Annotated in this window: 20 protein-coding genes; 11 read left to right on the forward strand and 9 right to left on the reverse strand. The window is 56.9% G+C overall.

What is annotated here, in order from left to right; translation table 11 throughout:
- Positions 1–3: 3 nt before the first annotated feature.
- The 3 genes from LDB05_RS08105 to LDB05_RS08115 all read right to left on the reverse strand — a co-directional run bounded on the left by LDB05_RS08105 (position 4) and on the right by LDB05_RS08115 (position 3,342).
- Positions 4–1,056: a BMP family lipoprotein gene (locus tag LDB05_RS08105; RefSeq protein WP_226007415.1), complete on the reverse strand. Its 1,053-nt coding sequence runs from the start codon at positions 1,054–1,056 to the stop codon at positions 4–6.
- Between the two features lie 113 nt (positions 1,057–1,169).
- Positions 1,170–2,564, reverse strand: coding sequence for a phosphohexomutase domain-containing protein (locus LDB05_RS08110; RefSeq protein WP_226007416.1), 1,395 nt, complete (start codon positions 2,562–2,564; stop codon positions 1,170–1,172).
- A 139-nt stretch (positions 2,565–2,703) separates the two neighbouring features.
- Entirely contained in the window at positions 2,704–3,342 is a 639-nt protein-coding gene (locus LDB05_RS08115) for a MaoC family dehydratase (RefSeq protein ID WP_226007417.1), read from the reverse strand.
- 267 nt (positions 3,343–3,609) lie between these two features.
- On the opposite strand from LDB05_RS08115, the gene LDB05_RS08120 reads away from it, so the two are divergent.
- The 6 genes from LDB05_RS08120 to LDB05_RS08145 all read left to right on the forward strand — a co-directional run bounded on the left by LDB05_RS08120 (position 3,610) and on the right by LDB05_RS08145 (position 10,090).
- Positions 3,610–3,930 carry an AbrB/MazE/SpoVT family DNA-binding domain-containing protein gene (locus LDB05_RS08120; protein ID WP_226007418.1) on the forward strand — a complete coding sequence of 107 codons (321 nt, stop codon included), beginning with the start codon at positions 3,610–3,612 and terminating at the stop codon, positions 3,928–3,930.
- Positions 3,927–4,412 (forward strand): hypothetical protein, encoded by a 486-nt coding sequence (locus tag LDB05_RS08125; RefSeq protein WP_226007419.1) that lies wholly within the window; start codon positions 3,927–3,929, stop codon positions 4,410–4,412. The genes LDB05_RS08120 and LDB05_RS08125 overlap by 4 nt, the downstream gene beginning before the upstream one ends.
- A gap of 42 nt (positions 4,413–4,454) precedes the next feature.
- On the forward strand, positions 4,455–5,000 hold the full coding sequence (locus LDB05_RS08130; RefSeq protein WP_226007420.1) for a poly(R)-hydroxyalkanoic acid synthase subunit PhaE: 546 nt from the start codon (positions 4,455–4,457) through the stop codon (positions 4,998–5,000).
- Positions 4,997–6,574 (forward strand): class III poly(R)-hydroxyalkanoic acid synthase subunit PhaC, encoded by a 1,578-nt coding sequence (gene phaC / locus LDB05_RS08135; RefSeq protein WP_226007421.1) that lies wholly within the window; start codon positions 4,997–4,999, stop codon positions 6,572–6,574. The genes LDB05_RS08130 and phaC overlap by 4 nt, the downstream gene beginning before the upstream one ends.
- A 146-nt stretch (positions 6,575–6,720) precedes the next feature.
- Positions 6,721–7,464, forward strand: coding sequence for a 3-oxoacyl-ACP reductase FabG (gene fabG / locus LDB05_RS08140; RefSeq protein ID WP_226007422.1), 744 nt, complete (start codon positions 6,721–6,723; stop codon positions 7,462–7,464).
- A gap of 1,261 nt (positions 7,465–8,725) precedes the next feature.
- Positions 8,726–10,090, forward strand: coding sequence for a sugar transferase (locus tag LDB05_RS08145; RefSeq protein ID WP_226007423.1), 1,365 nt, complete (start codon positions 8,726–8,728; stop codon positions 10,088–10,090).
- Here the strand turns inward: LDB05_RS08145 and LDB05_RS08150 are convergent.
- Positions 10,087–11,265 (reverse strand): DegT/DnrJ/EryC1/StrS family aminotransferase, encoded by a 1,179-nt coding sequence (locus LDB05_RS08150; RefSeq protein ID WP_226007424.1) that lies wholly within the window; start codon positions 11,263–11,265, stop codon positions 10,087–10,089. The genes LDB05_RS08145 and LDB05_RS08150 overlap by 4 nt on opposite strands.
- The gene (locus LDB05_RS08155; protein ID WP_226007425.1) at positions 11,265–12,260 is read right to left on the reverse strand and encodes an NAD-dependent epimerase/dehydratase family protein; all 996 of its coding nucleotides are present in this window, start codon (positions 12,258–12,260) and stop codon (positions 11,265–11,267) included. The genes LDB05_RS08150 and LDB05_RS08155 overlap by 1 nt, the downstream gene beginning before the upstream one ends.
- Positions 12,261–12,450: 190 nt before the next feature.
- Between LDB05_RS08155 and LDB05_RS08160 the strand changes: the two genes are divergently transcribed.
- Positions 12,451–13,701 carry a glycosyltransferase family 4 protein gene (locus LDB05_RS08160; protein WP_226007426.1) on the forward strand — a complete coding sequence of 417 codons (1,251 nt, stop codon included), beginning with the start codon at positions 12,451–12,453 and terminating at the stop codon, positions 13,699–13,701.
- 10 nt (positions 13,702–13,711) lie between these two features.
- Here LDB05_RS08160 and LDB05_RS08165 read toward each other — a convergent pair whose 3' ends face one another.
- A complete protein-coding gene (locus tag LDB05_RS08165; protein WP_226007427.1) occupies positions 13,712–15,055 on the reverse strand; it encodes a sulfatase-like hydrolase/transferase in 1,344 nt (447 codons plus the stop codon).
- Positions 15,056–15,379: 324 nt separating this feature from the next.
- Between LDB05_RS08165 and LDB05_RS08170 the strand changes: the two genes are divergently transcribed.
- On the forward strand, positions 15,380–16,807 hold the full coding sequence (locus tag LDB05_RS08170; RefSeq protein ID WP_226007428.1) for an oligosaccharide flippase family protein: 1,428 nt from the start codon (positions 15,380–15,382) through the stop codon (positions 16,805–16,807).
- Between the two features lie 39 nt (positions 16,808–16,846).
- The gene (locus LDB05_RS08175; protein WP_226007429.1) at positions 16,847–18,808 is read left to right on the forward strand and encodes a glycoside hydrolase family 97 protein; all 1,962 of its coding nucleotides are present in this window, start codon (positions 16,847–16,849) and stop codon (positions 18,806–18,808) included.
- Here the strand turns inward: LDB05_RS08175 and LDB05_RS08180 are convergent.
- Both LDB05_RS08180 and LDB05_RS08185 read right to left on the reverse strand, forming a co-directional pair.
- On the reverse strand, positions 18,799–19,983 hold the full coding sequence (locus LDB05_RS08180) for a sulfatase-like hydrolase/transferase (protein WP_226007430.1): 1,185 nt from the start codon (positions 19,981–19,983) through the stop codon (positions 18,799–18,801). The genes LDB05_RS08175 and LDB05_RS08180 overlap by 10 nt on opposite strands.
- A gap of 47 nt (positions 19,984–20,030) precedes the next feature.
- Positions 20,031–21,503, reverse strand: a complete 1,473-nt coding sequence (locus LDB05_RS08185) for a hypothetical protein (RefSeq protein WP_226007431.1) — start codon at positions 21,501–21,503, stop codon at positions 20,031–20,033.
- 108 nt (positions 21,504–21,611) lie between these two features.
- On the opposite strand from LDB05_RS08185, the gene LDB05_RS08190 reads away from it, so the two are divergent.
- On the forward strand, positions 21,612–22,748 hold the full coding sequence (locus LDB05_RS08190; RefSeq protein WP_226007432.1) for a glycosyltransferase family 4 protein: 1,137 nt from the start codon (positions 21,612–21,614) through the stop codon (positions 22,746–22,748).
- Positions 22,749–22,767: 19 nt separating this feature from the next.
- Here LDB05_RS08190 and LDB05_RS08195 read toward each other — a convergent pair whose 3' ends face one another.
- On the reverse strand, positions 22,768–23,910 hold the full coding sequence (locus LDB05_RS08195) for a DegT/DnrJ/EryC1/StrS family aminotransferase (RefSeq protein WP_226007433.1): 1,143 nt from the start codon (positions 23,908–23,910) through the stop codon (positions 22,768–22,770).
- A gap of 411 nt (positions 23,911–24,321) precedes the next feature.
- On the opposite strand from LDB05_RS08195, the gene LDB05_RS08200 reads away from it, so the two are divergent.
- Positions 24,322–24,738: a VanZ family protein gene (locus LDB05_RS08200; RefSeq protein ID WP_226007434.1), complete on the forward strand. Its 417-nt coding sequence runs from the start codon at positions 24,322–24,324 to the stop codon at positions 24,736–24,738.
- Positions 24,739–25,731 lie beyond the last annotated feature (993 nt).

Consider the following 25,731-nt stretch of genomic DNA (forward strand, 5'->3'; position numbering starts at 1 on the left):
CGATTACAGTTCGCTTGGGACGTCGATCTCGCCGTCGATGATCGCCTGTCGGGACTCCGCGACCTGATCCTTCACGTCCTGGGGGATCTCGTCGCCGAGTTCGTCGCCGTAGACGTTGGCGACACCTTCCTCCTCGAGGCCGAGGACTTCGGTCTCGCCGCCGGCGAAGTTGTCGTTGACGACGGACTCGATCGCGGAGTAGACCGCGGTGTCGACGCGCTTGACCATGCTCGCGAGGATGACGTCGGCGAAGTCCGGGTTCGAAACCGACTGGTCGTCGTCGACGCCGATCGCGAACCGGCCTTCGTCCTGTGCCGCCTGGAAGACGCCGATACCGGTTCGGCCGGCCGCGTGGAAGACGATGTCGGCGTTCTGGTCCTGGTACATCGATCGAGCGGCCGACTGGCCGCCCGCAGTGTCGTTGAAGCCGCCGACGTACGACGAGACGACCTCGGCGTCCTCGTTTGCGTACTCGACGCCGGCCTCGAAACCGGCCTGGAACGATTCGATCAGCGGCGATTCGACGCCGCCGACGAAGCCGACGACGCTCTCGTCGGGATTCGTCTCACCGGCACCGGCCGCGAACTCCTGGTCCGTCAACAGGCCCGCGAGGTGGCCGACCTGGAACGAGCCCTCGGGTTCCCCGAACACGTAGCTCCGGACGTTGTCTTCCTCGACGACCGAGTCGATGATCATGAAGTTCTGCTCGGGATACTCGGGCGCGTTCCCCGAGAGGGCGTCGGCTTGCGCGAACCCGACGCAGGTGATCAGATCGTAGTCGCCGGATTCGGCGTAGTCACGCTGTGCCCCGTCGAACTCGCTTGCGCTACCCGGTTCGATCTCGTCGAACGAGAGGTCGAAGTCTTCGCGCGCGTTGACGACCCCCTGTTTGGCCATGTCGTTGAACGAGTCGTCGCCGAGGCCGCCGGTCGCGTACACCATCCCGACCTGTACGTTCGAGCTCCCTTCGTCGCCGAACCCACCAACGCAGCCGGCGATGCCGGCGAGTCCAGCTGCAGCCGTACCCTGAAGAAATCGTCGTCGGTCTCGTACCATAGGGCCGACTAGCGTAAACATCCGGTATATAGTCGTCGAAACCGTTAACGGTAGAGGATAAAATCGCCGCACAACTCGATGTACGAAACTTGTCTTCGATTCGCCGGCCGGAGCTAAGCCTCCTCGGCGACTGTCGATTCGATGACTTCGCGCGCGGTCGCGACGAGCGTCTCGACATCGTCGCTCTCGGCGTAGAGACGCACGTACGGCTCCGTTCCGCTGGGCCGGACGAGAATCCAGGCGGCATCCGGGAATTCGAGGCGCACGCCGTAGTCGGTCCCGACGTTCGCCTCGGGAAACGCGTCGGGGAGTGCGGTCTCGAGGGCGGCCATAACGCCCGCTTTCGCGTCGTCCGGGCACTCGACGCTGACCTTTCGGTAGGGCCGTTCGGTAATGGGTTCGCGGAGCGCCTCGGTGTCGCCGGCGTCGACGACGAGTGCGGCGACGACTGCCGCACTGACGACGCCGTCGATCCAGCCGCCAAACGCGGTGTGGATGTGCTTCCACGGCTCCGCGGCGAAGACGATTTCGGTCCCCTCGGCCCCCTGTGCACGTTCGCGCGCGATTCCCTCGTGAAGCGAACCAAGCCGGACGCGTTCGACGCGGCCGCCGGCCGCGCGGACCTGTTCGTCGATGCGGGCGGACGCGTTGGGCGTGGTGACGACGACGGGATCGTTTGCATCGCTCGCCGCCGTGTAGTGAGCCGCGACGGCGGCGAGGACCGTGTCCTCGTGGATCACGTCGCCGTCGGGTCCGAGGACGACGAGCCGGTCGGCATCGCCGTCGTGGGCGAGTCCGAGGTCGAACTCACCGTCCAGCAGGAACTCGGTGAACTCCGAGAGCGTCTCCGGCGTGGGTTTGCTCTCGCGGCCGGGGAAGTGGCCGTCGACGGACGCGTTGACGGCGACGACGGTCGCGCCGAGTCGCTCGAGGACCTGCGGCGTCGCGAGCGCGCCGACGCCGTTCCCGCAGTCGACGGCGATCCGAAGGCCCGAAAGTGGGTCGCTCGAAGCCGACTCCCCGTCCCGGCTCCGATCGCCGAACTGCTTGCGAACGTAGCCTTCGACGGCTGATCGGTACCCGTCGAGCACCGCGAGCTGTTCGGACTCGCCCCACTCGTCCCAGCGGGCGAGCCGGGACTCGTCGCTCGCGACTCGATCGTCGATGGTTCCTTCGGCGTCGCCGTCGTACTCGACGCCGTCCGCGAAGAGCTTGATGCCGTTGTCCTCGGGCGGGTTGTGGCTCGCGGTGAGCATCACGCCTCGCCGTCCGCGCGAGGCGAACGCGAGTGCGGGCGTCGGTACCTGTCCGAGACGCCGGACGTCGGCACCAGCGCTCTCGAGGCCGGCTTCCATCGCCGCTGCGAGAGCCGGGCCGGTCTCCCGACCGTCCCGACCGACGACGAACGTTTCTCCGGCTTCGCCGGCCGCCTGGCCGACGGCGAGCGCCAGCGACGGTGAGACGTCTTCGACCGGCCCGCGGATTCCTGCGGTTCCAAAGAGAGTCATACGCGCCGATTCCGGGAGGAGCCACTTAGTTGAATCGAGGTGCGAGTCTTCCGTTCTCCGCGAGCAAGTAGAGTGGGATGATCGCCACCGTTGGAACTCGATACACCGGCGAGCGGACGCCTCGAGTCGACGAAAACAGTTACTCAGCAGGTATGTCGTCGATCAGGACGACGGCTTCGCCGTCGATCACGGTCGCATCGTCCTCCTCGTCGCGGACGACCGTCTCGAGACGGTACTGGTTGTTCCCGAGGTCTTCGACGACTTCGACGCGAGCCGACACGCGGTCGCCGATACCGACCGGGCCGCTGAACTCGAGGTCCTGGGAGAGATAGATGGTGAGTCCGGGAAGCCGAGCCAGCGCGGAACTGATGAGTCCGGAGACGAGCGTTCCGTGGACGATCCGTTCGCCGAAACGGGTGTCGGACGCAAAGTCCTCGTCGAGGTGGAGGCGGTTCGTGTCGCCGCTGACTGCGGCGAACGCCCGGACGTCCTCGTCGGTCAGCGCCTTCTCGAAGGTGACGGTATCGCCGACGCTGATGTGGTCCGGATCGTCGACGGTGCGATCGAACTGCCAGTCGAGGTCGGAGTACTCGACCGACGGAATCGGCGGCGCGATTCGACCGCTGTCCGTGCCGTTATCGGCGTCCACGGACGGGATCATCGCGGAAACTGCCGCACGGTTCGCGGCGGTCGCGGTTCGAAGAAATCCTCGTGTCATCGCCGACCACGCGTTCGTCATGGCCGCGAGGTTATCTTCGCCAGCGTTCTGGTGGGACATCTACTTCGGATAGGTGTGGGGTGCATATGACTTCTTTGGCTTACCCAAGACGGTTTTACCGATTCGATCATGTAGTAATACTTCCTTAGGACGGTCTCTTCCGACCGATTTCGCCGTTCAAATTGAACTGTCACGATCACGGTTCAGTCGGAACCGCCGTTCATCGTACTCCGGCCCCCGGTGTTATGATCCAGACGAAACCAACTCATGGTATCAGATGGTATCTAGTGGAAAGGCTTATTATGGCCGCGGTTCTATGTACTGTTGATGACGGACGACTCCGACCGATCGAGCTGGTTCCCGCCTGCGATGTTCACGGAACAGATGCAGGAAGCGGGCGAGCAGGTCGCCGAATCCCAGCAGGAGATGATGAAGCAGTTGCTGCAGGCCACGTCGGCGAACCCGCTCGAGAACACGTCCGCCTTCGGGCCCATGAATATGGGTACGGCGACGTTCAAGGCCCGCGTTCAGAGCGGCGGTCGGATCAGCATTCCCGGACCCGAACGGGAGGCCCTCGACATCGAGGAGGGCGATATCGTCCAGACGATCGTCGTCCCCGTCAAACGCAACCGAGAAGATCAATCATGACACAGAACCCATTCACCGCAGTATTCGACGCACAGCGTACCGCAATCGAACAGAGCCAGACCCTGACCCACGACGCCCTCGAGGCCCAGCAGACCTCGATCAGCGCCTTCGCTGACGCCGTCGAGACCTCGAGCTCGCTCGTGGAATCCAACGCCGAACTGACCAAGGGCGCAATCCACGCCTACTTCGACGCCCTCGAGGCGTCGCTGCCCGAGGAAGCCGCCGACTTCGCCGAGCTCCGCGAGCTCGTCGACGAAGGCTTCGACTCGGCCACCGAGGCCCAGTCGCAGTCGATCGACGCCTACCTCGAAGCGCTCGAGGAGTCCGAAGTCGCCTACGAGGAGTTCGCCCGCAGCTACTCCGAGGTCGTCGACACGTCGTTCGACGCCGCCCTCGAAGCCCACGAACAGGTCGAGGAGAACGTCGGCGCAGTCGCCGAAAACGTCGAAGAGGCCGCCGACGAGTTCGACGTCTCGGCGTAAATCCGGCCCCAATTTTTTACAGTAGACCGTCAATTTTCACCCATGGCAGACTCACAACCCCCAATGCAAGACTGGAACGCGTTCGCCGAGGAGTGGAACGAACAGTTCCTCGAGGCCCTCGAGGACAATATGGAAGCACAGGCACAGTTCGTCGAGAGCTGGTCGGAAACCGTCGGCGAGGCTAGCGACGACAGCGAACTCTCCGACGGGGTCGAGGGGTACGCCCGCGCATACGAGACGTGGATGAACGCCTCCCAGCAGATGGTCGACCGGATGAACGACCAGCTCGAGGGCGAGGACGTCGACGTCGAGGAGTTCCGCGACATCTGGCTCAACACGGCCAACGAGGCGTTCAAAGACGTCATGTCGACGACCGCGTTCGCCAAGATGACCGGCGAGACCGTCGGCGACATCCTCGAACTCCAGGAACAGGCCGACGAGGCGTCCCAGGAGACGCTGCGAACCCTCGGCTTCGCGACCAAAGACGACGTCCTCGAGATCGGTGACCGCCTCGTCGAACTCGAACGCCGCCAGCACGCCGTCGAGACCAAACTCGACCGCGTCCTCGATCACCTAGACGAGCAATGAACAACCCCTTCGCAACCGCACTGAACATGCAACGCCAGGCCTGGGAGGCGACCGCCGACCTGGCCGAGAAGACTCAGGTCGCGCCCGAGCGCACCGAAACCGTCGAGAACATCGACGTCGGGCAGACGCCCAGCACAGTCGTCTACGAGGAGAACAAACTCGAGCTCCTCCACTACGAGCCGATGACGGAGGAGCAACACGACATTCCCATCCTCATCGTCTACGCGCTGATCAACAAGCCCTACATCCTCGATCTCCAGCCCGACCGCTCGGTCGTGCAGACGCTGCTCGAGGCCGGCTTCGACGTCTACCTGATCGATTGGAACGAGCCCTCGAAGCTGGATCGCTCGCTTTCGATCAGCGACTACGTCAACCGGTACATCGACAACTGCGTCGACGTCGTCCGCGAGCGCTCCGGGCAGGACTCGATCAACATGCTCGGCTACTGCATGGGCGGCACGAAGTCGGCCATGTACGCGTCGCTGTACCCCGAGAAAATAGAGAACCTGGCGTTGATGGCCGCCGGCCTCTGCTTCGACGGCGACGGCGGCGTCCTCGAGCTCTGGGGTGACGAAGAGTACTTCGACCCCGAAGCGGTCACGGACGCCTACGAAAACGTTCCCGCAGCGTTCTTAGACGTCGGCTTCGCGTTGATGGACCCCGTCGCGAACAACGTGACGAAGTACGTCCGCTTCTACGACAACATGGAAGACGAGGACTTCGTCGAGAACTTCGCCCGCATGGAGCGCTGGCTCGACGAGGGCATCGACATGGCGGGCACCGCCTTCGACGAGTTCGTCAGCGACATCTATCAGGAGAACCAACTCTACGAGAACGAGCTCGAGGTCGACGGCGAGCGCGTCGATATCACCAACATCGACATGCCCGTCCTCCAGATCGTCGCCGAGTACGACCACCTCATCCCGCCGGAGGCGTCCAAGCCGTTCAACGACGTGATCAGTTCCGAGGACACCGAGATCCTCGAGTTCGCGACGGGCCACATCGGGATGTCCGTCTCCTCGCGGAGTCACGATGAACTCTGGCCGGAGGTCTGTGAGTGGTTCGAGGAGCGCTCGAACGGCACCGAGGTCGAATCGGAACCGGAACCGTCCGAACCCGAGGCGGCGGACGCCGCCCTCGCCGAGGACGTCGCCGGCGACGAGTCGGGCGCTGCGGACCTCGCGAACGGCGGCTCGAGCGTCGAGACGGGCTCGAGTACCGACCTCGACGCCGAGACGAGCGAGCTACACGGCGAGGACCGCTCGGACGAAGAGATCGTCGAGCGGGGTGACGACGACGTCCAGGAAGCGCCCGCGGAGCCGGGCGAAATGACCGTCGACGAAGACGTCGTCGAGGAAGTCGCCGGCGAGGACGCCGCGTCCGAAATCGAGTCCGAGGAAGACGACCTCACCGATCTCACCGGCGTGGGACAGGCGTACGCCGAAGATCTCACCGCAGCCGGAATCGAAACGTTCGATCAACTCGCCGAGGCCGACGTGGCCGAACTCGCCACCGAGACGGGTATCTCGCCGAGCCGGCTCGAAGACTGGATCGAACAGGCCCGCGACCTCTAGTTCGTTCGAGTTCCGCTCCGGCAGTCACCTCGAGATCAGCTCGAAGGGGGCGACACTGTCTCCTCGCTCCGTGGGGTTATTATCGATCAACAGTGATTGATAACTAACAGGTCGTTATTTACCATCGGACGTTGAATGTAACACTTATGTCCATGGATGGTCGCACCTGTGTAATCACGGGCTCGGCAAAAGGAATCGGTCGCGGGATCGCCGAATACCTCGGTGCGGAGGGAGCGAACGTGGTTATCAACTACCGCTCGTCGGAGGGGGCGGCACACGAGGCCGTCGAGGCCATCGAATCGTCGGGGGGTTCCGCCGTCGCGGCCAGAGCCGACGTCGCCGACCGCGCGGAGGTCGAGCACATGCGGGAGGTCTGTCACGAGGCGTTCGGCTCCTGCGACGTCCTGGTGAACAACGCCGGTATCACCGCCGACAAGCAGTTCACCGAGATGTCCCGCGAAGAGTGGGACCGCGTGATGGACGTCAATCTTGGTGGGATGTTCAACTGCACCCAGCTGTTCTACGACGACATCTGGAACGCCGACGAGGGGCGCTTGATCAATATCTCGAGCGTCGTCGGGAAACAGGGCAACTTCGGGCAGGCCAACTACGCGACCGCCAAAAGCGGTATGTTCGGGTTCACGCGGACGATCGCCCTCGAGCTCGCCAAAGGCGGCTCGACGGCCAACTGCGTCGCGCCCGGCTTTACCGCCACCGACATGCTCGCGAGCGTCCCCGAAGAGGTGCTCGACAGAATTATCGCGGGGATTCCCCTCGAGCGGCTGGCCGAGGTCGAGGACGTCGCCGCCGTCGTTCGCTTCCTCGCGAGCAAAGATTCGTCGTACGTGACGGGCGAAGTGATCGACGTCAACGGCGGCATGGACCTGTAGAACCGGTTCGAGTCTCCCGATATCGGTCCGGGCCGTCGGCGATTCCCGTTCCATCGTTCGTCTGTTTCGGCCTCCACTCGGTCCTGCCATGGATCGGACGATTTTGACGGATTTAGCATCGTCGCGACCGTCAAACATAAAATGCCTATATCGAGGTCGACGGGCTGTCCAGCAAACCAATACTCCGTTCGACTCGATCGCATCGCCGCCGTCCACGACTTGGCTGGTGACCCCGTCCGCAGTGACGGTTCGGACCTCGCCAAACAATAGTACCCGCTCGGCGGCGAACGGCTCGTGTGGCCCCTCCTATAGCTGGTCGCCGGTCGGATGGGGGCAGTTGGCGTTGTACACAGCGCCGTAATGAAATCAAGGCCCGCCGAGAAAACGAGTAGCGCGGGGGCGATGACGATTCTATGTGCGGAACGTATTCGTCGTTCATCTCACACGGTAAAATTTTACCGTACCGATACGAGCGAACCGTTCTCGAGAATCAGACAACTATTTGATCTGTATCGAGAAATTCGTTACATAGGCGTAGCAGCGAGTTAGGTCGGAAAGCACGAGTGCGGCGATCGCTCCAAAGCTATTGCTCGCGGCGTCGGTCAGTGACGCGACATGGTCGGGGCGGAAGAGTTGTCAAAACCCCATGGTCGTGCCATAGCCGACCGTAGCGGTGCACACCAGCACAGCCATTCCGACGAGAACCTGCATGTGGTCTTTGAGTGCATATTCAAGGGTGAGCACCAGTTACGCATAGAAACGTTCTCGCCATAGATGCACTCCTCTCCATATTACGTGCGTGCGCGGATCAGTATGCGAATCTGTGCTGTTCACAATATGAAGAGGGTATGGAACAGTGAATTCGAGCCACGTATGCGATCCACTACGGTCGAATCAACGAGACCGGGTTTGAGGGATGGAACTGGATCACTTCCGTCTTGATTGCGACGCCGAGGATACTTCGTCATGCCAGAACGGGACGCCAGTCTCGGCCCGAGATACTGTACGCTCAGAGCGATCCGGACGACCGGTCAACTGACTTTCGCCAGCCAACCTAGGAGCCAGCACGCCTCGCTCATAATCGACGAAGTCTGGGCGTACCAGAGTGTGATATCTCCCGAGAATATCCCGGCGGGTGGAGGGAACCGGTCGATCGTCGCGGGCAGTGACAGTCGTTTCGGATACCGAATATCGAAATAGGGGACGCTTGCTGGGTGGTGAACCGAAGTATTTATTCGCATCAAAAGGTCTGATTGAACCGATGGAACACAGGCGCTCGCAGTACCTTCTGTACCTACTTGCGTCCATCCTCATCGGTGCCGTCGCCGCTGCTCTCACACTTGTCCTCCAAGACACAGGTCGGACTGTTATCGGATACGCTCTCGTCTCGTCACTTGCCGCTGCAGTAGCGCTGTATCCACTGACAAAGCCGGTTGGACGGCGACTGACCGCCGTTGTCGGTATAGGACTTCAGCAGACGATCATGGCCGCAGTCTTGCTGGTCACCGTCCACGGTGTCGCCTCCTCGTTCACGCCCGGCATACTTGGGGTCGGAGTAATCATCGTTCTGCTCTCGGTTTTCGTCCCGAGTATCGCTCTCGTATGCCAGTCACGGGTCAAACAGAACCGAAAGGGGGCTATTGTTGTCGGTGACAATCCAGAAATAATCGCCGCCACGGTCGATTCGGTCAACGGGCCGGTAACTGGCTATGTCCGCCTCGTGCCAAGAACCACAGAAAGTCTATTCCGCATCGCCGACAGTACGGGTGACACCTGCCAACTGGCCCGCAGCCCAGATGCGGACGAACTTACAGAAGGGGGTGCCCGCCTCGACACCATACTGGCTGTCGCCAAGCCGTCTCGGGTCGTCTTGGCGTTCTCGGAAGTAACCCGGGGGAGTGCCTTCGCCGTGCTCGAGGAATGCCATAAGTATGATATTCCAGTAGTGACGTCTGAACCTGCCGATTCTCGGCTACTCGCCGGCTCGTCGACTGATGACGGATTCGTCGAAGTCCGGACCTCACCGCTCACCCAGCGGCAAGAGCTTATAAAACGAATATTCGACGTCGTTTTCGCCATCGTCGGACTCGCTGCTGTCGGACCACTCGTCCCGTTTATCGCCATAGCGGTTCGTCTCGACAGTCCAGGACCGGTCATCTATCGACAGATACGCACCGAGCGGTTCGGCGATATCTTCGTGCTCCCGAAGTTCCGCACGATGGTCGAGAACGCCGAGTCAGAGACCGGCGCGGTCATCATGGACGATAACAACGACTCACGCATCACTGCCGTTGGTCAGTATCTCCGGGCGACGTACATGGACGAGATTCCACAACTCGTCTCAATCCTCTTCGGGCGGATGAGTGTCGTCGGTCCGCGGCCAGAGCGTCCGGAGCTCGACGAAGAATGGATAGAGGACGTGGCGGCGTGGTCGCGTCGATGGCACGTCAAACCCGGCCTCACTGGATTTGCACAGGTCGATTTCGAGTCGTTCGAGGAAGGCCGGTACGCCGCCGACAATCTCGAGGCAGACGACTGGTACATGAGCGAGTGGTCGCTCTGGTTGGACTGTAAGCTCGTCGGGATGCAGTTGAGGAAGCTTTTCCAGAAACTTGGCGGCGACTAGTTCCGGGAGACCTTTCGAACCGCTGTCACTATGTCGGTCACGTCCTTGTCGGTCATCCCCGGATGCAACGGGAGACAGAGTAGTCGCGCCGCGGCGTCGTCGGCCGTCGAGAGGTTGGTTCTGTCCACGTCGGCGAACACGGTGTGGTGGTGGATGGGAATGTAGTGGACGCTCGTGCCAAAGCCTTCGGCGACGAGTGCTCGATCAAAGGCGTCGCGGTCTCTCCCGATCAGGTCGGGCTCGATCGTGATCGGATAGAGGTGACGCGCGTGTTCCTCCGGGTGACGGACAGCGAGTGGCTGGACGCCGGAGATGTCCGCCAACTGTGCGTCGAGCTCGTCGGCGATCTCGCGGCGGCGCTCGATAAATCCTTCGAGACGGCCGAGCTGTGCTAGGCCAATGGATGCTTGTACGTCCGTCATATTGTACTTACCCGAGACCGCCTGCACGTCGTAGTGCCAGCTCGGTCTGTTGGTGTCCTCGCGTTCCCAAGCGTCCTTGTTGACGCCGGCGAGGCGGAGTCGGCGTGCAGTCTCCGAGAGGGTGTCATTGTCCGTCACGAGCATCCCGCCCTCACTCGTGGTGATTGACTTTGTTGCATAAAAGGAGTAACAGCCGGCGTCGCCGAGGGTGCCGAGCGCCTCGCCGTCGAAGGAGCCACCGAATCCGTGTGCGGCGTCCTCGACGAGTTTGAGGTCGTGGTCCGCGGCAAGGTCGCGGTACTCGTCCATATCGGTTGCCTGACCTGCATAATGAACCGGGACGATGGCCTCTGTTTCGTCGGTTATCGCCTCCTTCACCGATTCAGGGTCGAGAGTGAGCGTGTCGGGACGAACGTCGGCGAGAACCGGTGTTGCCCCCGCTTGCATCGCACTGGAGACCGTAGTCGCGAACGTCAGTGGTGTCGTGATGACTTCGCCCTCGACGTCAAGCGCCCGGTACGCGAGGTACAACGCACTCGTACAGTTGGTGGTGCCGATCGCGTGGGTCGCACCCACTCGGTCGCTGATACGAGATTCGAACTCCTCGACGCGGCCGCCGGTGGTCAACCAGCCGGAGCGGAGTGCGTCCGCGACGTTCTCGACCTCGTCGTCACCAAGGATAGGGGTCGCGAAGTCGAGCGGATCCTCACGGACCGGTTCGCCTCCCTCGATTGCGAGTTTGTTGCCTGTCATTACTCGACCTCTTTCCCGCCCGAGGCGTGATTCTGGTGACGCGGCAAGTCAGGATCCTCAAGGGTCCCATTCTCGAGTGCGTCGCGTATCTCTTTTATCCCTTCGGGGAGCCTGATCTGCGGGACGAAACCGGTTGCATCGCGGAATTTCTCAAACGTGACACGGTACGTCCGGTCGTCGCTCACTGTCTCGTCGACCTTCACCTCCGCTTCGGGGACGGCGTTGTCGATCATTTCGCCGACCTCTGCCATCGTGTAGTTCTCGTCGTCTCGTCCAACGTTGAACACCTCACCCGCGACATCCTCGGCCGAAGCGTCGAGGGCTGCCCGAATGCCACGAGCTACATCGCGTGTGTGGATGAACGGCCGCCACTGGTCGCCACCAAAGATGGTCCCCGTGCCCTCCTGAACCGCCATCTTTGTGAGTAAATTCACGACCAGGTCGAACCGCGGCCGCGGCGACAGCCCGTAGACAGTCGCCAACCGGAGTGCCGTCACATCTAGCCCCATCGGCTCCTCCAACAGTGATGTCTCCGCGAGCTGTTTTGTTTGGGCGTAGACGGAAACGGGGTTGACCGGTGACGTTTCGTTGAGCATCGAACCGGTTTCGGAATTGCCGTAGACACTGCACGTCGAAACGAAGACGAACCGCGAGACGTCGTGTTCGGCGGCTAGGCGCTTCATTCGGACCGTCGCGTCGAGGTTGACCTCGATGGCTTCGTCAACGGCCTCCGAACAGGCCGGATCGCCGACAATGGCAGCCATATGGACGATATCGTCCGCACGGGCGACGGTGTCTTCGAGTAGCCCGTCGTCGCGAATGTCGCCCTCGATGACGGTCAGCTCGTCATCGTCGCGCACATCAGCGAGCGCGTCGTCACAGAAGAGAAAGCGGTCCAGAACGATGACATCGTGTCCGTCGTCGAGAAGCTGTTTAGTGAGAATCGAGCCGAGGTATCCGCCTCCACCGGTCACAAGGACCGTCGAATCACTCATGATATGAAAAGGCTACGTCGAGCATTAAACGATTACTATTCCGGATAGAGATCTATTGAGCAGAGGTACAATCAAACCTCATTACGAGCTTTTAGCTCGTATCTGGTATTACAATATTTTTATTTAACGTTTATAACATAGGAATCTCTGAAAGAAAGACTTAGATGATGAATCGCCTAATAGGGAGTTGATGCCTCGTGGAAAACAAACAGATACCAAATTGACTCTCGTTTCTCAGTTCTTCTACCCGGATACCTCCGCGAACGCTAACGTCCTCTCGGAGCTCGCAGTCGGGCTCGAAGAGCGTGGGTTCGATGTCTCCGTCGTCACCGGTCAACCCGCCTACGCCCCCAACGACCGGAGGGACGACCAACCACGGCGAGAGATGTACAAGGGTGTCGCTGTTCGTCGGATCTTCTCGACCCGGTTCGACAAGAACGAGAGCACCGTCAAACGGATGGCGAATGACGTCGTTTTCTTCCTCTCTGCGTTCCTCCACCTCCTGTTCAAACGAGACGAGATGGGAGTTCTACTGCTGCCGACAGCGCCACCGTTCCTCCCGATCCTGGGCTGGATGCTCTCGCGGGTTCGTGGATACGAGTACGTCCCGGTTGTCCTCGACCTGTACCCGGACATGGCCGTCGAACTTGATTACCTCTCCGAAGACGGGGTCGTGTACCGCGTGTGGGACCAGTTGAACAAACGAGCCTACCAAGCGGCCAGCCTGACAGTCACCATCGGGGAGACGATGGAGGAGACGCTGACGGAAAAGTACGGCCCGTGCGAGACAGCGGTCGTCCACAACTGGGAGGACGGCTCGGTCATCCAGCCGAAGGAGAAGGCGAACAACGAGTTCTCGAGAAAGCACGACCTTGTCGACCCGACGACAATACTTTACTCGGGAAATCACGGCATGCATCACGACCTAGAGAGCGTTGTTGAGGCTGCGGCCACGCTAGAGGACTCCCGGGAAGAGGACCTTCAGTTCCAGTTCATCGGGGAGGGTGGTCGGAAGGTGACGCTGGTGCGGATGACGAAGGATCGGGATCTTGACTCGGTCTCGTTTCTCCCATATCAACCGGTCGAACAGCTGCCAGAGTCGCTTACATCGGGAGACATTGCCCTCGTCTCGATGCAGGAGGGCGTCGAAGGGCTGTGTGTCTCGTCGAAGTTCTACACGGCCATCGCGAGCGGACAGGCGATACTGGCTATCGCGAACGAGGAGACGGAGATTGCACGCATCGTCGAGGAGGTGAACTGCGGAATTAGGGTCGACCCGAAGCGTCCAGGCCAGATCGTCTCTGCCATCGAACACTGGCTGGATAATCCCGACGAGATGCGGGCGATGGGCGAGCGTGCACGCTCCGTCTTCGAAGAACGATACGAGAAGGAAGAGGCAATAGACAGGTACGCAACGGTATTACGACGGGTTACGACGTGATCCTGTCCGGCTATTCGACGTAACCGAGGCTCTTCAGGTGTTCCCGGACCTCGGTCGACGTTTCGACCGCGTCGTCGCCGATTTCGAGTGCTGGCCCATGCGCTTCGACCGCTTCGAGTAGGTCGTCCCAGCGTTCGGCCGCTTCACCGCTCCTCGGTCCGGTGGTGCCCCTTGATTTGTAGATTAATTCCTCGTTCTCGGGATCGTCGACATCGTACTTCGTGAGGACAACTTCGTCCTCTCCGTCGATTTGCCGGCCGAACAGCTTCCAGCCATCCTCGGAACGCACGCCACGGTAGGTCTGTATCTCTCCATCGCCGGGCGAGAGCCACTGCGAGACAAAGGTAGTATGGCTAACCGGCAGTTCCTTGGGATCAGAACTCGGCTCGCCGTCGATGTCGTCCGGGATTGGTGCACCGACGGCGTCGAGCACCGTGGGCATCATGTCGATAAGGTTCACCTGCCCGTCTACCGTTCCTGCCCCCCAATCCGGCCGACTGATTGCGAGCGGGACGTTCATAATTTCCTCCCAGAACGCCGGTGGGGTGTGACCGAGAACGCCCTTCTCGCGGTCGAGACACTGGCCGTGGTCGGACGTGAGCACAAGTATGTCCTCGTCGGGGTCGAAATGACTCTTCTCGACGAGTTCGTCGATGAACCGCGTCATCTCGTCGTGGAGGTATGCACAGCAAGCGTCGTACGCGGTGTCGACGTCTTCGAGTTCGGCCTGTAAGAGGCCTTCGCCGTTCGATTTACAGGCTTTCCGCGTGAATTCACCGAGTTCGGAGCGCGATCGCTTTTCGTTGAATTCGAACTGCTCCATGTACTCTTGGGGTGGCTCGAACGGGTGGTGGGTGTCCATATAATGGACCCAGCAGAGGAACGTCTCCGGCTGCTCCCTGTCGAGCCACCGCATCGCGTTCGCGTTCAGGTCTTCGGCCGAGCGATAGAATGTCTCGTCGCCGGGCATTGCGTCACGAACCGGCTTGAAGAGGTTAAAGTACGTCCACTCGCCCAGCTTGAACAACGGTTTCGTCGTGTCACGCTCCTTGAGTTTGACCGCGAGGCGTTTCTTGAGTGTCGGGCGACCGAGGTTGCCGGACGTGAAGCCACGATCGTGGTTGTACTGGACACCGAACAGGTAGTTATCGGTGAACAGCGCGGTTTCGTACCCCTCGTTCTGGAGGACCTCGGCCATGTTTGTTCGCGAGCCATCATTGGGAAACCCCCACGTCGGGAACGAATCGTGGTAGAGGCTCGCACTGAGCCCGGGCATCGCCGAGATGGTTTGCGAGGCCGAGGAGACCGTGTTCGGGAAGACGACAGGGTCGATGGAATTTGCGATATCAGCCATCGCATCCTCAAACCTGTCACGTCGAAGGGAATCGATAGAGAGAATGAAGACACTGGGTCTGTCAGACATGGATAAACGTATACCCGGTTCCGGGTATCAATATTGTGGTTTTATTGTCTCTGCTATCGGATTATTGTCTACTATTATACTGGTAACAGTCGAAGCGACACGTCGAGTTGAAGGAGGTCCATGACGGCTACAGCAAGAGATTTCGATATCAGAAGATGTGATGCGGAGTCCTTGACCCGGAAGCATTATTGGCGAGGTTATCGGAAAAGCGAACGGTTGTAATGGTGGCTCCGAAATGAGAAAGCGAGTATCAGAATGGTCGATTTTGATCTCCCGCTCGAAACATTAAAGTCTGCACTTTCTCGCGCGGGCATGGCTGTCGCCCGTTTTGGTACGGCAATCGTCGTCGCTAGACTCTTAGATCCCGCCCTGTTCGGTGCCGTCTACTTGCTGCTCCGGATGGGGACGGTCGCGAGCAATATCGTAATCGGCTGGGCCGATGGTGTCAAGACGCGCTTTGCGTCCGGCGATATTGGGAAAGAGACTGTAGCAGGCGAACTTTTGTCAGTAGCAGGTCTGTGGTCAGTTCTCGTTGTGTGTGTTACGGTAACTGCCAGTGGTCCACTCGAACATCTGACCGGCCTAAAGTACGCATCCATCTTCCTTGCGACATTCGTTGTGGTTGAGTCGGCGAGTGTCGCTATTGAAAAGTACTTCGAGGCAAACGGCCGTTTAGGAGTCGGCTCCGGATTCAAAGCATCACGCTACGTTCTGGCATTCCCGTTGCAGGTTGGATTGGTGATCGCTAACTACGGGCCTGCTGGTTTCGTCGGTGGGTTCGCTGCAGGTACATTGATAACTTTGCCAGTTGCGGCCCATATAATGAATGTTTGGCCTACGCTCCCGTCCTCGACTGAACTCCGACGTGGGTGGGAATTCGCTCGCTACGCTGTTCCGAATGCTCTTATCGGAACGACCTACACCAGTCTCGACGTGTTCCTCCTGTCTGTTCTCTTGTCGACGACTGCAGCCGGGTACTACGAGGCGGCATGGGTGCTGACAATGCCGGGAATGTTTGTTGCCACTGCGGCGGCGAGCGGCCTCGTCGTCAAGGTTAGTGGAGCGCTGGGTCGAGAGAACGATCCAAGTACCACCGTTGAACAGACAATCGGATATTCTTCCTTTTTTAGCTTGCCAATCCTCGCTGGAGCTCTTGTCGTTGGTTCCGAACTCGTGATTCTCACGTACGGGTCAGCCTACCGACCTGCGACCACACTGTTAGCCGGACTAGCACTTCACCAGACTATACGGGCTCAGACTGCACCGCTGCTCCAGACCACCTATGGACTCAACCGGCCGAACGTCGTTACTCAAGTCACGCTCCTTGCGACGATTATCAATGTGCTTCTTGGGGTAGTTCTTGTCATCCAGATTGGGCCTGTCGGCGTCGTTGGTGCAACGCTACTGGCTGAAACCATTAGGTACGTTTGGTTAGCACGAACTGTTACTGCCGAACTTCCGTCGGTCAATCTATTTCCTCGATCAATACGAGTTCAGATACTCAGTGCGACGCTGATGGGGTTCGTTGTTTATATTATGGCATTAATTGTAGATTCAAACTCGATTCTCGGTATCAGTGGTATTATCGGGACTGGTGCAGTTACCTACGCTAGTCTCGTTCTCATTCTAGATCAGTCACTTCGACATCGAATTGAGGCCCGAGTCGGCCCTGAGGCCACATGATTTGTTACCCCTCTTGCCGTACCATGCAGGGAGAAGAATATGATTGATGATACACCTCAGGTGAATCGCCGCCGGTTACTTGCAGGGAGCGGTGTTCTCGGCAGTGCAGCGGTCAGTTTTTGGGCTCTAGACCGTTCCCGAAGGCCTGGGGAGAATGACAACATGGCCGGGCGTCTTTTTTTCTCTTCACCAGACGGAAAGGTGACTATTTCCTTGGCAGCCACTGACTCTGGTGTTAGTTGTACCGTTGATTACGAAGGCCACACCGTGGTAGAGGATGGATTGATTGGACTCCGCTCATCTGGTACGGTCGGAGGCGGCGATTTGAGGGTGAATAGGATTCGGAGAGTGACGGATAACTGGGAGTCAATTTGGGGTGCTAATCGAAACCACAATATAACTTCGACTGAGGTGGACCTCACCGTAGACGCCGACCGGCAACCATACCGATTGGTTTTTAGGATAGCTACGAGTGGCGTAGGGTTCAGATACTTGTCCTTATCTGATACCGATAACCGTGTCGTTGCGAAAGAACAAACGAGTTTGAGACTTGCTGATCCTGTACAGGCGTGGTATCCAAACAGGCTGGGGACGAGGATAAAGAATCAGAGCGATCTCTCTGAGATCGAGGCAGCATCAACGCCGCTAACTGTTGCCCTCGGCCAAGAGAACAAGTCACTCTTTCTCACGCTTCATGAGGCAAGACTTGTGAATGCCGGCTGTTTCAGAGCCGAAGGAGTCAACGATACTACAGTGTCTTTAATTCATCCTGTGGAATCCCAGCAAACACTCCCTACTCCATGGCGCGTTCTACTCTTTGGTTCGGAGCCAGGTGACCTACTAGACTCTGATTTCCTATTGAGTCTGAACGACGTCCCGAAAGATGATTTCTCATGGGTCTCTCCGGGTCGAGCTTTCTGGGACTGGCGTTGTCGGGGGTATGTTGCCGACGACGAGAGGTTCTCACTGAGCGCTGACTCATTGCGGTCGCTAATCGACGCAGCAAACCGACACGGAATCGAGTACGTCACTGTCGACGCAGGTTGGTACGGCAACGAGCGGGATCCGGATGCGGATCCACGCGGGCCTGATCTTGAAATTGACTTACCTTCGCTCGTTGAGTACGCTCGGGACAGGGATGTACGCCTCATTGCGTACCTCAATGATCTTGCCTTCCGTACCTACGGTATTGAGCCGATCCTTGAGACGCTGGTTGACTGGGATATCGCCGGTGTCAAGCATGGCTTCGTGGACGGTGACTCGCGAGAGACAGTCGATTTTGTTCACGAGTTGCTTGACGCGACAGCCCAACACGAACTCCTGTACGTACCACACGAGGCATATAAACCTACAGGGGTCAGACGAACTTACCCGCACCTCCTCAGCCGCGAGTACGTCCAGTCCCTCGGTGACGGCCCAGCGAACAGTCACGCACCGCCGGGTTACTTCACAATGGTCCCGTTCGTGAACATGATTGGTGGCCCACTGGATGCTACACCGGGGTTCTTCGACCTACACAACGCAACTGAACGGGACACTATCGGTGGCGCAATACAATCCACTATTGTTGGACAGTTAGCACGATGTGTAGTTGTCCATACAGGAATCTCTCATTTCCCCGACCATCCTGACGTATACGAGTCTCACCCGATCTTATTTGACTTTCTAAAAAACTTACCTCCGGTTGGTTGGGATCAATCGCTGGTATGTGATGGGGAAATCGGGGAACACGTCTGTATCGCCAGACGTTCGGGCCAGGAATGGTTCGTTGGCGCATTGACCAACGAAAATGCTCGTGAGCAACGTATCGAACTCGACTTTCTGGAACCAAACCGACGGTACAAGGCGAGGTTATACCAAGACGGTGACAACGCACACTACCGACACAACCAGATAGCGTCGGAATCAACTCGAATGAAGGTACATCGAGGCGATACCCTAGATGTCGAGATGCAACCTGGTGGGGGTTTTGCGGCCCACCTCCTTACCGATCACATGTAGCCAAGGTCCCGTAGGTGGTCTTCTGCATCTTCAGAAATATCCACATGTCTCACTTTTTGACCACGGTCTTTGACACTCGTAAGAAGATCTTGGGCGAGATTCTTGTCGAATCCAGGATTACCATACACGCTGTCCCCTTCGTGGAATGACCCCAGTGCACCCTGGAGATGTCGACAAAGGTAACCCCGTTTTGGACTCTTTGCGACCTTTCCGGCGAGAACGGCGAGACGATTTCGTAGAGCAGACTCCGCGAACACGAATCCGCCATCACCATCAAACACACCCTCGTACGTGAGCTCCCCTGAGACAAACGGGAGTGAGAATGGTAGAGCATGGTTCCGGTAGAAGCTCATTCCGGGGCCAGTTTCTGTCGTCTCTAGCAAACTCCGGCCGTCGAAATTATCGGGGCGCCAATCGTTGTCAAGTACGTCGAGAGCCGTCGGGAGAATGTCAACGTGATTGATGCTATTTGTCCACTCTTCATCAGTGATCGAGGGATGTACGAACACCGTAGGGACGTACACCAATTCGGGGCGCATACGTCCGTTGTGGCCGAGTAAACCTCCCTCCCCAAGCAGTTCTCCGTGATCTGATGTATAGATGACTAACGTCTCATCAAGTATTCCTTCGTCTCGTAGCCAATTAAGACGGCGTTCGAAGAGCTCTGCATCGCGTTCGACGGTCATTTCGTACTCTTGCCTAATTTGCTCTATAGAGGCTCCAGAACGGTCTTTGAAGTACTCAGCTGCGGTTCCGTCGTAGCTTCCGTACGGGGCGTGACCTCCGGGACCCCGCTCCATCACGAGGAACGGCTCAGTCTGTTCTTTGAAGGGGTGACCCCGTTTAAAATCGTCCGCATTAAGAACCGAGAAGATTGGATCGTCGGCGGAAGCATTCTCTCCGATAGAGTTGACAAATGCAGAGTCGTATCCTGGGACTTCAAAGATACTGCGGCAATTCGATATCTGGTGGTTGAACGACGTCACACCGTGGATTGGTGGATACACGCCGGTCGCCAACGAGGCGAACGAAGTCGGACTGTGTATCGATGCTGCTACCGTTTTGATAGATAGTCCCCGTCCCGTCACCGATTGTGGCCGATAGTCCCACCGAACAGCATCTCCGACGTAAATGAAGACGTTCCGCACGTCGTCAGTAGAGAGGGTTTTGAGCATGTACTCCTGCTTCAGAGTGACCAATATTAGAGGTTGTTGGTGAAATACTACCCAAGGTTGACCTGGCCATGTATCTGATCAACAACCACATATAATATTAGTGACATGATGAAGCCTTGCAGGATGTCGATCCCAGTCAGTTGAGAGTACCAAGCGATACGGACGAAACTAATGAAGACAGTTGCTGCGATTCCAGCTGTGATTGAGCCATCCGGGATCGAGAGTTCGAGATGCTGCATCATGAGTATTGAGAGAGTCGCCAGCACGAGGGCTGCAACGAGTACTCCTACGGCTCCAAAATTCGCATAATATATATTTAAAAAGTAATTTCCGCCATTGTAGTTGTAATTCGCTGCGAGAAGCGCAGAGTATCGAGAAGGAGTCTGGATACCAAGCGCCTTGTTGACTAGCGTTGGAACTGCCTGTGGAATATAATTCAAGAAAGTCTCTCCCCACAGCAATTCGTACTTTGTGTCGAATAGACTGACTGTTCCTCGAATGGTTCCGTACACTCCATGGGCACCGCCCGGGACTCCGATAAACCCATCTCCATAATTCAACGTATCTAAGGGCGTAGTTGAATTTGTACCAGTTTCCACGGCCGTGGTTCCACTCTTTTCGGTAACTGATGTACCAGATCCGCCCCCATTAGAGGATAAACCTGCCCAATTCCGTATCCGACCAATTCCGAAAAGTAAGAACACATAAATTGCGAAAATAACACAAAGTCCTTGCCCCCGGTAAGTCAGTAGGAGATCCCTGGTAGTGAATTTGAGTTTATGCCAAACGAGGTGGGCGAACAAGAGTGCTATGATACCGATTCCTTGGACCCGTCGCCCGTGCAGAAGCAACCAGAACGTCCCAGCGAATGTGACGAGTATGAAAGCATAGTAGAATCTAGACGCCACGTCATCTCTTGCTACCATCAGAAACAGGACGACCCACGACCCCATGTACGCACCGGGTGCCCAGATTGCCCAGGACGGGATGTATGACGCAGAAGCACTGTAACTGGCGGAGAGCAATGTCGGACCGGGTGCAGTCAAAAACACGCAGACAAGATTGAACACTGTGATACTAGTAAATGTCACAAATGTTGGTTTAATAATATTTTTTGTTAGGATCGTGTTTTTTTCACTCCCGAGATCGAAGTTGTACTGAAAAATACGAAGAAAAGCGACGTACGCTATCAACATTAGGGTCACGAGAGAGACTATTTTGCTGGCTAGAGCAACACTCTCGACCCTGACGAAATAGACACTGAAATGATCAATCCCATATATGTATCGAGTTATGAATGGGACAAATGCGGGGTACATTAATATCACTCCCACGAACGATGGGACGCTTACGAGCCCGTACTGGTAGATGAGGTAGCCGAGTATTACAATCAATGTGAGACTGCCGAAAAGGAAGTGGGGATATGTAATATCGAATGTCATTTCTGAAATTAAAATAAAACTTGTAAGAGCGAGTACAATGAATGGGGTCCTCTTTTCTTTCAATAATCGTTGTACCATCCGCTTTGATATACATTCCGTCGGGTTATTAATGTGTCTACTGATGTTACCCTTACCCGGAAGCAGAGATCGACAAGAATACCACCGTTCGATTGACGAATACTACCAATGAAAGTCGCCTACTTCGGGTCGACATCGCAGGTTCACAGTGGGGCCTCGCAGTGGATGTTTCGGATGGCCGACAGCATGAGAGAGTACGGTCACGAGACGTTAGCGATGCTTCCAGAAGATTCCGGAATCGCTCGACAATACGAGGATTCAGATGTCGAGACTTTAATTATGTGGTCGGAACCACTGCGTTGGCGTCGGTCTCCACTGGGGCAAGTCGTGTTCTTGCTCCGCTCCTTTCTTGCAGCCCTCCACCTCGGATATCTCCTTCGCAGGAACAATATTGATGTGTTCCATGTGAACGAGATTCGGTATCCATACGCGCTAGTCGGTGGATGGCTCGGAGGGGCAACTGTCGTCTGTCACGTTCGGGTTAATCTTGACTCTCCGTTTGTGGCCAAGACCCTCGCCCGGTTCACCCTACTCTTTACCACCGAGATCTACTGTGTCTCGAGGAAGACAGAGGAAGTGATGTTTGGACGTTTCGACATCGATGACGACCGTATCGTTGTTATTTACGACGGCCTGCCATCGCCTGAGCGGCTTGACGAGTTACCCCAGCATCTCTCGTTCCGAAGTGACATCAACGTCGACGAAGACGAGACACTTGTCCTCAGTGTCTCGAAACTCGTTCATAACAAGGGCCAAGATCGGCTGATTCGAGCCGCGGACGCGATCGATGCAGACGTACAAATAGCTATCGTCGGTGGATCGGTCAGCGGCCACGAGGGGTATGCAGAACAACTGGAAAGTCTGGCTGCCAATCGGTCAAACGTGCAATTGGTCGGCTTCTACGAGAATGCGATCGCTGCTATCGCCTCCTGCGACGTCTTCGTTCATCTCCCGAGACATAACGACCCTTTCCCAGGTGTCGTACTCGAGGCCCAGATGGCGGGAAAACCCGTCGTCGGCTCTCGTTCTGGCGGGATACCAGAACAGATTCAAGACAACGGAACTGGCGTCCTTGTTCCTAAAGAGGACGCCATTGAAGAGATAGCAACGACTATTGACGCATTGGCGACTGACGAGCTTCGGCGCAAACAGATGGGAAAAGCAGCCAGTACATCTGCATTCGATCGATTTGACCCTCAGGAGTATTTCGAAACGTTGGAACAGCACTATCGAGCACTCCCGTAAGTCTTTGATAATTCCTAATTTATCCCCCCTTGAGTACGTATTCAACGTCATCCCGATTAACCAGATGATCTGTCGGCAGGTTCACTATACGGTCACAAATAGATTCGGCGACTGGGCAACTTCCAGGCTGGTACGCCCATTGCGACAGGTTTTTTTCTATCGGATCAATCGGTGACGTGAACCAAGTGCCAAGTTTCACGCGACGCTCCTTGGCTCGTTTGATGGCTCCCTCCTTGTCCGCGACTTCGACCGGATACCGCAGAAACGAGTGTTTCGCATAGTCAGTTCTGGTGGCTGAACCAAAGCCAAAATCTGAAACCCATCGGTCGTAGTTCTCGGCGTGTGCTCGCCGTAGTTGCACATGCTGGTCCAGATTCGAGAGTGCAGACAGCAACCTTGTTGCCTGTGGCCTGCCCATCCGTTTTTCAAATCCAGATGGTCTCTCAGGTGTGGTCAGTTCCTCGCTTGTTGAGGAGCCCTCCATGAGTCCCGTTTTCTGCGTGAGAAAACGATATGCCTTCGCAAGAGGCCAATAAAGAGACGGTCGAAAGAACGTATCGTAAACGAGCAACTGGTTATGAATGATTGTCTGCTCAATCCTCGAGGGTTCTTTGTATGATTGCCATACTGCGTCGAGTTGCTTTCCAATGGACTCGTCACTCGTGTACGCAATTCCTCCGATTCCAGTTGATATAGGTTTTGACCACTGTGTTGAGAAGAACGCGGCGTCGGCTACGGTACCATTCGGTTGTCCACGGTACTCTCCACCTAATCCATGAGCGCAGTCTTCGATAAGTGGGATATCTTTTGGAAGCACGTCTGCAATCGCATCGAGATCTGGAGCGAGGCCAAAGGAATTCTGAGCGAGAACAGCTGCTGTCTCTCCAGTCAGTGCATCTTCGATGGCATCAGCTGTAATCGTGTATGTGTCAGGATTGACATCAACGTACACCGGAATCGCCCCACGGTACAGGATTGCATTTGGAACGGCAACGCAGGTGAAGCCAGGAACGATAACCTCGTCACCATCGCCGATGTCGAGCGCTTCGAGGATTGCATAGAACGCAACGCGGCCTTTCCAGAAAAGTCTCGTGTGGCCGTAACCGCCTAGATATGACAGTACCTCCTTTTCAGCCTGCTTTACCGGTCCGGTACCTGTCATGGCTGCCGTTTCCCCCATGCAGTTGCACTACCGTAGAGCACCGTCGAACTGGGAATGAGCACTGGTGTTCGTGGGATCAATCTTGATTGGGAGTGAGGGGGAATAGAGTATAAAACCGCAGTATCTCTTTCGCGAAATCAATTTGCGAAGGCGATAAGAGCCGCCACGGACGCAATAATTTACACTTGTATTTCCGTACGCGATATCAAATACTACTTCGAAAATGCAGGGGTTCAAGCAAGTCTACTCACCCAAAACAACTAATCACAGCGCTCAAGCCCCATAGCTTGGAAAACAACCATGTGTCATGTGAATTGGAGCCCACCTAGAACATGATACCATTTCAAATATAGTTACGTCCGTTGTCTCCGAAATCCTCATTACTCTGATGGTCGTTTATCATCCCACACGATGTTTCAGCTCCAGCTCCCTCTCTTTTCGAGGCCAGTTCGCTGGCTTGGTGTGGCTGGTATCCTCTCAGTTCTGGTTTATTTTTCGCTTGTCACTGATCCTCCACAACCACCCACTCCGTCAACCTTCTGGGATAAGTACCTCCACTTCGCGGCCTACGCCGGTCTCGCACTCGCGCTCGCCTACGCGACGGCAACCCAGCGGGACCAGCCCTATCGCCGAGCGACCCTCGTCATTGGTGGTACGGTCGGATTGGGACTTCTGATAGAGCTCGCACAAGGGACGCTTTCATACCGGTACTTCGGCTGGGGTGACTTGTTCGCGAATACGTTCGGCGCGCTGCTCGTAACCATCTGGTTTGTCGTCGAACGTAGACTGAAATATGTTCAAGCACGCCGACTCATAACGGACCGCTGATTTTGCTGTTAAGCCGAACGGGTATCACGCCGGGCGGTATGTCCACGATTGCCGACCGGGACGTGTTCCTAACCGACCTGGAACTGTCTAGAGGGCACATTATCCAAATAAAAGCTGTGGTGGCGATCGCAGTTTTCAGGGTACTATACCAGTTCAGAACGCTTTCACGGTGTTTTTCCAGTTTGCCCGGCCCCAGCGTTGAATGGTGGAACCTGGCAGTGAATTAACTGGTTATTGCGTTCCTCCCCACAGCTATCATCCTCCCGCAAGATCTGGTTCACGGGCTGGCGACCTGGCACCTTTCAAGAGATAAAACAACAAGCTTCACAGTTTAGATTTGGTTCAGAAAACCGACCCGACAACTACCGAAACAGGGAATCAGAGACATAATAATGCTGAAAATAGCTAATCTGAACAGTATCCCAGTAGGTGCGCAAAATTTTAATACGCCTCCTGCTCAGAACGGAGCGCCCGCTTGTTTGTCTGGGAATCATTGATCGCGCCCATCTGTTTACGCACGACTGGAACCTCATTGCCGCAGATCTCACAGGTGATGCGGAACCGGCATGACACACTCAGTTGGTCTTTTGGTCCATATACTCCATATCATTTAATATTCAAATATAATTTTATATTTTTGAACACATGCAATGACCCCCTCATGTCGGTTCCGACGGGATTATATAGACGATATCTGTTATGATTTGTTAAGACTGTTCATGATATCAGTTCGCTCACCGCATTTCGGGCAAACCAGAGCCACAGCGCAATCAACGGCTTTGACCGTTGGGTTGACGTGATTACTACAGACAGGGCATTTTGTAGCCATGACTAACGATTCTGGGTAGATTGAAATAGTTATTCACGCTGTAAGGAGATGGTATAGACATTCTAAATGAGTAAATGTCATCTAAATCAACGCGTCCGAGAATCTGGGAGGGTTAGACGTAATCAATTCAGACTGGGTGAAAATCGGCGCTATTTTACACTCTC

The organism is Natrinema salinisoli, from assembly GCF_020405205.1.
In the GTDB taxonomy this organism is placed as follows: Archaea; Halobacteriota; Halobacteria; order Halobacteriales; family Natrialbaceae; genus Natrinema; species Natrinema salinisoli.

Bases quoted from the DNA above. Each gene is read 5' to 3' on its own strand.
- LDB05_RS08130 (WP_226007420.1), top strand. From the start codon at position 4,455: ATGGCAGACTCACAACCCCCAATGCAAGACTGGAACGCGTTCGCCGAG.
- LDB05_RS08190 (WP_226007432.1), top strand. From the start codon at position 21,612: ATGAAAGTCGCCTACTTCGGGTCGACATCGCAGGTTCACAGTGGGGCC.
- LDB05_RS08120 (WP_226007418.1), top strand. From the start codon at position 3,610: ATGACGGACGACTCCGACCGATCGAGCTGGTTCCCGCCTGCGATGTTC.
- LDB05_RS08155 (WP_226007425.1), bottom strand. From the start codon at position 12,260: ATGAGTGATTCGACGGTCCTTGTGACCGGTGGAGGCGGATACCTCGGC.
- phaC (WP_226007421.1), top strand. From the start codon at position 4,997: ATGAACAACCCCTTCGCAACCGCACTGAACATGCAACGCCAGGCCTGG.
- LDB05_RS08150 (WP_226007424.1), bottom strand. From the start codon at position 11,265: ATGACAGGCAACAAACTCGCAATCGAGGGAGGCGAACCGGTCCGTGAG.
- LDB05_RS08185 (WP_226007431.1), bottom strand. From the start codon at position 21,503: ATGGTACAACGATTATTGAAAGAAAAGAGGACCCCATTCATTGTACTC.
- LDB05_RS08105 (WP_226007415.1), bottom strand. From the start codon at position 1,056: ATGGTACGAGACCGACGACGATTTCTTCAGGGTACGGCTGCAGCTGGA.
- LDB05_RS08170 (WP_226007428.1), top strand. From the start codon at position 15,380: ATGGTCGATTTTGATCTCCCGCTCGAAACATTAAAGTCTGCACTTTCT.
- LDB05_RS08160 (WP_226007426.1), top strand. From the start codon at position 12,451: ATGCCTCGTGGAAAACAAACAGATACCAAATTGACTCTCGTTTCTCAG.
- LDB05_RS08115 (WP_226007417.1), bottom strand. From the start codon at position 3,342: ATGTCCCACCAGAACGCTGGCGAAGATAACCTCGCGGCCATGACGAAC.
- LDB05_RS08125 (WP_226007419.1), top strand. From the start codon at position 3,927: ATGACACAGAACCCATTCACCGCAGTATTCGACGCACAGCGTACCGCA.
- fabG (WP_226007422.1), top strand. From the start codon at position 6,721: ATGTCCATGGATGGTCGCACCTGTGTAATCACGGGCTCGGCAAAAGGA.
- LDB05_RS08110 (WP_226007416.1), bottom strand. From the start codon at position 2,564: ATGACTCTCTTTGGAACCGCAGGAATCCGCGGGCCGGTCGAAGACGTC.
- LDB05_RS08180 (WP_226007430.1), bottom strand. From the start codon at position 19,983: ATGCTCAAAACCCTCTCTACTGACGACGTGCGGAACGTCTTCATTTAC.
- LDB05_RS08200 (WP_226007434.1), top strand. From the start codon at position 24,322: ATGTTTCAGCTCCAGCTCCCTCTCTTTTCGAGGCCAGTTCGCTGGCTT.
- LDB05_RS08145 (WP_226007423.1), top strand. From the start codon at position 8,726: ATGGAACACAGGCGCTCGCAGTACCTTCTGTACCTACTTGCGTCCATC.
- LDB05_RS08175 (WP_226007429.1), top strand. From the start codon at position 16,847: ATGATTGATGATACACCTCAGGTGAATCGCCGCCGGTTACTTGCAGGG.
- LDB05_RS08195 (WP_226007433.1), bottom strand. From the start codon at position 23,910: ATGACAGGTACCGGACCGGTAAAGCAGGCTGAAAAGGAGGTACTGTCA.
- LDB05_RS08165 (WP_226007427.1), bottom strand. From the start codon at position 15,055: ATGGCTGATATCGCAAATTCCATCGACCCTGTCGTCTTCCCGAACACG.